At 72.8% G+C, this 6,600-nt stretch carries 6 protein-coding genes; 3 read left to right on the top strand and 3 right to left on the bottom strand.

Annotated elements, in window-relative coordinates:
- Positions 1-40: 40 nt before the first annotated feature.
- From ACFWBT_RS13450 to ACFWBT_RS13440, 3 genes are read right to left on the bottom strand one after another with little or no spacing between them, the layout of a single operon-like run.
- Complete coding sequence (locus tag ACFWBT_RS13450) at positions 41-883, bottom strand: hypothetical protein (RefSeq protein ID WP_385699145.1); 843 nt, start codon at positions 881-883, stop codon at positions 41-43.
- Positions 883-2,145: a VWA domain-containing protein gene (locus ACFWBT_RS13445; RefSeq protein WP_385699143.1), complete on the bottom strand. Its 1,263-nt coding sequence runs from the start codon at positions 2,143-2,145 to the stop codon at positions 883-885. Before ACFWBT_RS13445 ends, ACFWBT_RS13450 begins: the two co-directional genes overlap by 1 nt.
- 54 nt (positions 2,146-2,199) lie before the next feature.
- Positions 2,200-3,714, bottom strand: a complete 1,515-nt coding sequence (locus tag ACFWBT_RS13440; protein WP_385699140.1) for an IucA/IucC family protein — start codon at positions 3,712-3,714, stop codon at positions 2,200-2,202.
- A gap of 83 nt (positions 3,715-3,797) precedes the next feature.
- On the opposite strand from ACFWBT_RS13440, the gene ACFWBT_RS13435 reads away from it, so the two are divergent.
- Genes ACFWBT_RS13435 through ACFWBT_RS13425 form a run of 3 tightly spaced genes read left to right on the top strand, consistent with a single transcriptional unit; the run spans position 3,798 to position 6,597 of the window.
- Positions 3,798-5,336, top strand: coding sequence for an IucA/IucC family protein (locus ACFWBT_RS13435; RefSeq protein WP_385699152.1), 1,539 nt, complete (start codon positions 3,798-3,800; stop codon positions 5,334-5,336).
- 41 nt (positions 5,337-5,377) lie between these two features.
- Positions 5,378-6,292, top strand: coding sequence for a HipA family kinase (locus ACFWBT_RS13430; RefSeq protein ID WP_385699137.1), 915 nt, complete (start codon positions 5,378-5,380; stop codon positions 6,290-6,292).
- Positions 6,289-6,597 (top strand): SelT/SelW/SelH family protein, encoded by a 309-nt coding sequence (locus ACFWBT_RS13425; protein ID WP_385699135.1) that lies wholly within the window; start codon positions 6,289-6,291, stop codon positions 6,595-6,597. Before ACFWBT_RS13430 ends, ACFWBT_RS13425 begins: the two co-directional genes overlap by 4 nt.
- Positions 6,598-6,600: the final 3 nt, after the last annotated feature.

Below are 6,600 nucleotides of genomic sequence, written 5' to 3'. Positions count from 1 at the left end.
CCCGGAAGGGGAGCGCGGCGGGCTTCCGCGACCATAGGGGTCAGGCGCCCGGCGGAACCCGTGAAGGCCGTCCGGTGCCCCGCGTCAGCGCGTATCCGCCGATGCCCGCGAGGGCCGCGAGGACGCCGCCGACCGCGGTCCACACCCAGCGGTCGGACCACCAGCCGGAGGTCCAACCGTCGTCGGGTTCGAGCGAGGACAGCGCCGCCGTCGCGGAGTCGGACTCCTCGTCGGACTTCTCGGCCGTCGTGGCGATGCCCGGAACCAACGGCTCGGCGAGCGAGCCGTCGACCGCCGCCGAACCGCCGATGTCCTTGGAGTCGACCTGGACTTCCGTGCTCACCGGCAGACCCAGGTCGGCCGCCCCGAGACCGGTGGCGGTCAGCCGGATGTAATAGGTGCCCGGCAGCGGGTCGTTGGCCCAGGTCTCCGACCAGGCGCGGACCGTGCGCAGGGTGCAGGACAGCTCCACGGAGGCCGCGTCCGTCGCCGCCGTCCGGGTCTGCGCCCCGTACTGGCAGGCCTGACGGCGCCGCAGACCGTCGTACACGTCGATCTGCCAGGTCTCGGCCGAGGCGCGCTTGGACGCCTCGGGCAGCTTCACCGTCGCCTTCACGGTGGGCCGCTGCCCGGCGTCCGCGGGGAACGACCAGTACAGGTAGTCACCCGCGGACCCGCTGGCGGTGGCCCGCAGGCCCTGCTCGATCTCGGTCGCCGTACGGAACGACGTACCGGCCTCGGTGGGCGCGGCGTCGTCGTCCGACGGACTCGCGGACGGCGAGGAGTCGGCGACGGCCGGGGAAGCGGCCGCGCCGAGCAGCGCGGGCGCCGCGGCGACCCCCGCGAGAAGCATCGCGGTGCTCAGCACACGTCGGATACGCATCAGTTGGTCCTCCAGACCGAGAACCGCCAACGGGAGATCCAGCCCCACAGCACACCCGCGAGGAAGCCGGTGAGCACCAGGGCGCCGAGCAGCCACCAGCCGCGCCCGAGGCCGAAGGAGGCCACGTCACTCGCCTGGTCGGGACCGTCGACCACGTCGACGGTCAGTTCCAGCGGCAGTCCGGGCGTGGTCTTCACGCCCGCCGCGGCCGAGAAGGAGTTGGACACCTGGAGGCATACGACCTCGGCGGCTCCGTACTCATCGTCGTTCTCGGCCTTCGGGTAGCGCAGACCGGTCGAGACGACGTCGGTGCGGCCGTTCCCGGCCGCCTCGCCGCGCACGATCTCCCGGCCGTTCGTGGTGACGGCACGCAGCAGCACCCCGTGGTCGGGATTGACCTGACGGTCCGCCGCGATGCTCACCGAGGCGCGCAGCTCCTTGCCCGGCTCGAGCTCCACGCGGTACCAGCGGTGCTGCGCGAACTCCTCGCGGTCGGTGTAGATGCCCGACTTGACGGCGGGCGCCCCGGTGCACGAGTCGGCACCCTTCACGGCCACCGGCTTCACCACCGGATCGGCGGCGCGGTCCACCAACTGGTTGACGCGGTCGCTGAGCTGCTCCTTGTGCTCCACCGAGGTGTACGTGCCCCCGGTGGCCTCGGCGATGCAGCTCAGCTGCTTGCTCACCTTGACGTTGGGGACCAGCCCCAGGGTGTCGATGGTCAGGTCGATGCCCTTGGCCGCGATCTCGCGGGCCACCTGGCACGGGTCGAGCGGCTGGCAGGTGTCCTCGCCGTCGCTGATGAGCACGATGCGACGGGTGCCCTCACCGCCTTCGAGGTCGTCGGCCGCCTTGAGCAGGGCGGGGCCTATCGGGGTCCAGCCGGTCGGGCTGAGGGTCGCGACGGCCGTCTTGGCCTCGGTGCGGTCCAGGGTCCCCACCGGATACAGCTGGGCCGTGTCCTTGCAGCCCGTCTTGCGGTCGTCCCCCGGGTAGTTGGCGCCGAGGGTGCGGATGCCGAGCTGCACCTCCTGCGGGGTCGCGTCGAGCACTTCGTTGAACGCCTGCTTCGCCGCGGACATCCGCGACTCGCCGTCGATGTCCCGGGCACGCATCGAACCGCTGACGTCCAGCAGGAGTTCGACCTTGGGAGCGGTGGCCGTGGTTTCGTCGGCGACCGCTCCGGCCGGGAAGGCGATCCCGGCGGCCAGGGCGGCGAGCAGGGCGCAGACGCCCGCCGCCAGCCGTTTTCTTGTGATCATCGGCGGATCCTATTGACCAAAGGTGCCGCGCGTAAAAACGAGAGGTGTCCCGTCTCACGACGAACCGGGTCCGGTCAGCGGGTTCGGGAGCCGTGTCCACAGGTCACCGGGGGTCTCGGGGGACAGCCGCATCGAGGTCAGGGCTTTGCTGGGGAGCGGCTCGCCGAGGAGCGCGGGAAGGTCCGTGGTGCGCGGGAGATCCGGCGCGACCGTCTCAAGAACCTCACGCAGCGCGGCCGTCGAGCCCGCCGTCGCGCCCAGCGCGCCGCCGACGAGGGATCCGAAGAGCTTGCGGCGCAGGGCGGTCTCGTCGTCCGTGACGATACGTCCGGACAGCCGTGGGACCCGGATGCTGTGGCGCGCCAGCCGGGCGGGGCTCACCCGGATGTCGGCCAGGTCGCGGTAGACGAGCCGGACGGGGGCGCCCTCGCGGTCCAGGACCACGAGCAGGTTCTGCCCGTGCGCCTCCAGGGCCACCCCGAGCTCCAGCAGCCGCAGCCCCGCGGTGAGGACGAGTCGGGTGAACTCGGCCAGCCAGGAAGCCTTTTCGGGCAGCAGGGTCAGCGGAAGGGCGGCCACCGGCACGCACCTCTCGCCCGCGCCCGCGTAGCCGTCCGGGGACTCCCGCACCACCGCCGCGAGATCGGGGAACCCGGCGGTGGCCGCGCCGAGGGTACGGGTGATGTGCAGTGGCACGTCCAGGCCCGCCGTCATCCCCTCCATGAACGCAGAGACCGTTTCCGCCGTTTCCACCGAGTACACCGAGATGTCCCGCACGGACGAGGTCAGCCGGGCGCTCAACGCGGTCTTCACATGCGGCCCGTCCGGCACCGCGAGGGTCCTCAGGGACATCAACGGGTGTGCGGCGAAGCCCTCCTGGACCGGGGCGTCCAGCACATGGGCGGTCTGCCAGGGATGCACCGGGATCAGCACGCGCTCCCCGTCCCGCAGCCACTTCGGCCACTCGCCCGTGACGAGACAGCCGTCCACCGCCACCAGGCCCAACTCCACAGACGGCCGGTGCTCCGGCCCGTACGCGAGCTGCTCGGCCACCGAGAACCCGGGCCGCGCACGGCAGTTGGGGTGATACGGATGCCCGTCCACGATCCGCTGCTCCCACACCCAGCTCGCCTCGGTCGCTTCGGGGGTGCCGTAGGACACCGCCCGGTCCGCCCGCGACAGGGCCATGGAGGCGACGCTGTGCGCGAGTTCGGCCGCGAAGGCGGGGCCGTGCGGTACGCCGAGGGCGTCGACGAGCAGTTCCGGACGGTCGTACGTCCGCCCGGCGAGCCGCACTTCGGTCACGTACGCGGAGGTGGCGTACGGGTCGGCGTGCGGTCCGTGCAGCCGGCGGCCGTCCGTCAGACGGAGCGTGAGGCCGTCACGGGCCGTGTCACGGCGGACGATCCACGGCAGCGGCTCGTACGCCAGCGCGCGCCACAACCGGGTCAGTACGGCCGCCCGGGCGCCGGGCAGCGACTCCGCGTACCGCGCCGACAGTTCGGGGCGTACGACGCTCAGTTCCTCGGCGAACGCGGCCTCGGTGTCGGGCGTGGAGGGACGGTGCACAGGCGGACTCCTCGGGTACGGGACTGCGTCGGGTTCGTCCGCCGCGGCAGACATACTGATCACCAGTGCACCGTATGAATGGAATGGACCGGATGGATCGCGTGGACTTCAAGCCGACCGTGTTCACCCAGCTCACCCGGGGTGACATGGACGAGGCCGCCGACGCGTACGCCGCCGCGCCGTTGCTCAATTGTCTCCTTCGCGAACTGGCGGAGCCCACACCGGATCCGGGCGTCCACCGGCTCCGCGCCGGTGGCCGGATGCTGCGGGTGCGGGGGACGCGGCGCCCCGTCGAGCCCGAGGTGTACGCCGAGGGGGCCTGGCACCGGCTCACCCACCGGGAACTGGTCGCACTCGCGGCCGAGGAACTGCGCCGGTCCACCGGAGCGGCCAACTCCGAGCTGCCCGCCGAGATGACCGACAGCCGGGACGTGGTCGCCGCCCTCCTCCGGGCCCGTGCCCGCACGCCGCCGCCCGAGGACCCGTACCTGCGCTCGGAGCAGTCCCTGGTCATGGGCCACCCGTACCACCCGGCGCCCAAGACCCGCGGCGGCGGCCCGGTGACCGACTGGCTGCCGTACGCCCCCGAGGCGTACACCCGCTTCCCGCTGGAGCTGCTCGCGGTGCGCGAGGACGCGGTCGTCGAGGAGGGTGACACGACGGCGCTCGACGCGCTGGGCCAGGCCCCGCCGGGCTACCGGCTGCTGCCCGCCCACCCCTGGCAGCTCGGCCTGACCGGCGACCGCCCGGCGATCCGGGACGCCTTCGCGGACGGCCGGCTCGTACGCCTCGGACCCACTGCCCGCTCGTACTGGCCGACGGCCGCCGTCCGCACGCTCTACGCCCCCGAGGACGACCTGTTCGTCAAGTTCAGCCTCGATGTGCGCATCACCAACGACATCCGCCGCCTGTGGAAGCACGACCTGCTCAAGACGCGCGCCACCGACGCGGCGACCGCCGCCGCCTTCGCCGCACAGCCGGGGCCCGCGGCCTGGCTGAGCGACCGCGGCTACCGCACCGCCGACTTCGCCTTCGAGGAACTCGCCGTCCTGGTCCGCGACGGACTGCGCGGCCATCTCGTCCCCGGCACGACCCCGCTGCTCGCCGCCGCCCTCGTGGAGGGCTTCGACGGCAGCCCGCTCGACGGGCTCACCGACCCCGCCGCCTGGTGGGCCGCGTACCTCCGCCAGGTGGTGCCCCCGGTGCTGGAGGCGTTCGCCCGCCATGGGGTGGTCGTGGAGGCCCACCTGCAGAACACCCTGGTCGCCGTGGACGCCGCCGGCATGCCCGTCCAGGCCCTGTTCCGGGACGCGGAGGGCGTGAAACTGCTGCCGGGGGTGACCCGCGCGGCCGGCTGGGAACGGCTGGTCTACTGCCTGATCGTCAACCACCTCGCCGAGCTGGCCGCCCTCCTCGCCGAGCGGTTCCCGGGCACGGACCCCTGGCCCGCCGTACGACGGGAACTCCGCCGGCACGGCGCGGACCACGGCCTCCCCGAGATCGCCGCGCTGCTCTCCTCGCCCACCCTTCCGGGCAAGACCAATCTGCTGCTCCGCTGGACGGGCGCGGACGGCGCGGACGCGCGGTACGTGCCGCTGCCGAACCCGCTCTCCCGCCTCTGACGCCCGGGGGCGGGGCGATCAGCTGCTTTACAGTGTCAGGTGTGCTCCGCGAAGTGACCGCTGTTCGATACGTGACCCCGCTGACGGCGGGCGGCTCCGTGCCCGGGGTCGTCGAGGCCGACGACCTGGGGACCTACGTCGTGAAGTTCACGGGTGCCGCCCAGGGCCACAAGGCGCTGGTCGCCGAGATCATCGTCGGTGAGCTGGCCCGCGCCCTCGGGCTGCGGTTCCCCGAGCTGGTCCTCGTCCACTTCGATCCGGCCGTCGGCGGGCACGAGCCCCACCAGGAGGTCCAGGACCTGCTGCGGGCCAGTGCCGGGCTCAACCTCGGCATGGACTATCTGCCGGGCGCGAAGGACTTCACACCGGAGATCGCGCGGACCTTCCCCGTGGACCCGCTGGAGGCCGGGAAGGTGATCTGGCTGGACGCCCTGACGGTCAATGTGGACCGCACGGTGCACAGCTCGAACCTGATGGTCTGGCCCACCTTCGGTATCGCGCCGCCGCGGCTCTGGCTGATCGACCACGGCGCCGCCCTCGTCTTCCACCACCGCTGGGACGCGTCGTCGCCGGAAAAGGCGTACGACTTCCGGCGCCACGCGCTCGGCGGCCACCTCCCGGACACCCGCGCGGCCGACGCCGAGCTCGCGCCCCGGGTGACCGAGGAGCTGCTGCGCGCGGTCCTGGCCGAGGTGCCCGACGCCTGGCTGACCGACGAGCCCGGCTTCGCGAGCCCCGACGCGGTCCGCGAGGCCTACGTCGGCTATCTCCTCGCCCGCGTCCGGTCCTCCGCCGCCTGGCTGCCCACGGACTTCCCGAGCCGCGAGCAGCTCGCCGCGGAGGACGCCGATCGCGCGGAGCGGACCCAGCGGGGGCGGCCCGACTGGCTCAAACGGGTCCCGGACCTGCACGGCAAACCGGCGGCGGAACAGGATTGGTCGGTGCATCTCGGATGACAGACGTCCAGCGGGTCCAGATCGAGTACTGCACCCAGTGCCGCTGGCTGCCCCGCGCGGCCTGGCTGGCACAGGAACTGCTCACCACCTTCGAGGCGGAGCTCGACGAGCTGTCCCTCAAGCCCGGCACCGGCGGTGTCTTCGTCGTCCGGGTCAACGACGAGGTGGTCTGGGACCGCCGCGAGCAGGGTTTCCCCGAGCCCACGGCGGTCAAGCGCCTCGTACGCGACCGAGTGGCCCCGGAGAGGTCCCTGGGCCACTCGGACAGGCACGCGGACAGACACGCGGACGGACCGGCGCAGTGAGGC

Origin of the sequence: Streptomyces sp. NPDC060027, from assembly GCF_042737005.1 — a bacterium.
Classification (GTDB): domain Bacteria; phylum Actinomycetota; class Actinomycetes; order Streptomycetales; family Streptomycetaceae; genus Streptomyces.
Note: the sequence above shows the minus strand (reverse complement) of the source record. Positions and strands in the feature narration are given on the sequence as shown.